This is a genomic window from Rhodococcus sp. MT28 (assembly GCF_058792695.1).
In genome coordinates this window covers 1-1,645 of sequence record NZ_JBXAFD010000057.1, presented here as the reverse complement: position 1 = coordinate 1,645, position 1,645 = coordinate 1, and the positions used below count along the sequence as shown (strand labels likewise).

Genomic DNA, 1,645 nt, shown 5'->3' with positions numbered 1-1,645 from the left:
GAGGCTAAAGTCGTTCATGATCGGGTTTTTCCTAATTGGTGTGTAGAAGCACGGACCGACGGAGCGGTAACGCTCACGCTGCTCTGGTGTTTCTGCGGGTGCACTGCCCGGCGGACTCCAGGGTTTTCCCGGCGCATGCGACGCCTTCTGGAAGAGAGGCAGCGCCGGGCGGTGCACCTTCTGGCGTGGTGAGATGTCGTGGTACGAGCCCGCCGCAGGGGTGATCTCTTCTTCTGTGTTCCCGAGCCGTGAGCTCTTCGGCAGATCGAGTGCCCTGCGGTGCGCTGGTGTCACGAACGGCTGGTGAGATGACGGACCGTCGAGTCCTGCAATTAGGTCGCCGCGTGCACCACACGGGTTCGCAACCTGCACATCGACATTGGGAGGCGCGGTGGGACTGTACTGCGGAATCGATTGGGCCGAAAACCATCACGACTTCGCGATCCTCGACGACCTGGGTGACGTCGTGCGCCGCGGACGCGTCAGCAACGACGCCGTCGGGTTCGCCCGACTGCTCGAGGCGTTCGCCGAAGCCGGCGACACCGCCCAGGATCTGATCCCGGTCGGGATCGAAACCGATCACGGCCTGTGGATCGCCGCGCTCCGTGCGAGTGGCCGGGTCATCTACCCGATCAATCCGCTGGCCGCCTCGCGGTACCGGTCCCGGCATTCGGTGTCCGGATCGAAATCCGATTCCGCCGACGCGGTCATGCTGGCGAACATCGTGCGCACCGACGCCGGCGCACACCGTCCGTTGCCGGCCGACACCGACACTGCGCTGGCCATTCGGGTTCTTGCCCGCGCCCAACAGGACGCCGTCTGGTCTCGGCAACGCTTCCAAAACGAGATCCGCTCGCTCCTCAAGGAGTACTACCCAGCAGCTCTGGTCGCGTTTCAGTCTCTCGAAGACGGATTGACCCGCCCCGATGCCCGCAGCGTGCTCGCTGCCGCTCCGACTCCGACCGCAGCTGCCGCGTTGACCCGGCCCCAACTTCGGGCGGCGCTCAAGAGGGCCGGACGTTCCCGATACATCGACCGCGACGTCGAACGGTTGCGGGGCATCATGCGCGCCCCGGAGCTTCGCCAGCCACCGCAAATCGAAGCGGCGATGGGAATCAGCCTGATGACGTTGCTGCAGCAATTCGATGCCGCCTGCGCAGCTGCCGAGACCCTCGCCGAACACGTCAGCGTGCTCTTCGCCGAGCACCCGGATGCGAAGATCATCACCAGCTTCCCCGGGCTCGGCACACTCGCCGGAGCCCGAGTACTCGCCGAGATCGGTGACGACCGCACCCGATTCGTCACCGCCCGCGGCCTCAAGGCGTACGCCGGCGCCGCCCCGATCACCCGCGCCAGCGGGAAGAAAACCTTCGTCCTGCACCGGCACGTCAAGAACCGGAGACTGGCTGCAGCGGGAACAATCTGGGCATTCAGCGCCCTCCAAGCATCCCCCGGAGCCAGACGGCATTTCGACGCTCGCCGCGCTGGCGGAGATTGGAACCATCAAGCTCAACGACATCTGTTCAACCGATTCCTCGGCCAACTCCACCACTGCCTCACCACCCGCGAACTCTTCGACGAACTGCACGCATTCCCACCTCCCCTACCGATCGCGGCTTGACTCCTACACCCCGTGAGATGTCTT

The 1,645-nt window shown here is 65.1% G+C and carries 1 protein-coding gene and 1 pseudogene; one reads left to right on the top strand and one right to left on the bottom strand.

The window, feature by feature from the left end:
• A pseudogene (locus AC1Q6C_RS33560) lies at positions 1–294 on the bottom strand (hypothetical protein); the annotation flags it as partial.
• Positions 295–391: 97 nt separating this feature from the next.
• Between AC1Q6C_RS33560 and AC1Q6C_RS33555 the strand changes: the two are divergent.
• A complete protein-coding gene (locus tag AC1Q6C_RS33555) occupies positions 392–1,621 on the top strand; it encodes an IS110 family RNA-guided transposase (protein WP_064113750.1) in 1,230 nt (409 codons plus the stop codon).
• Positions 1,622–1,645: the final 24 nt, after the last annotated feature.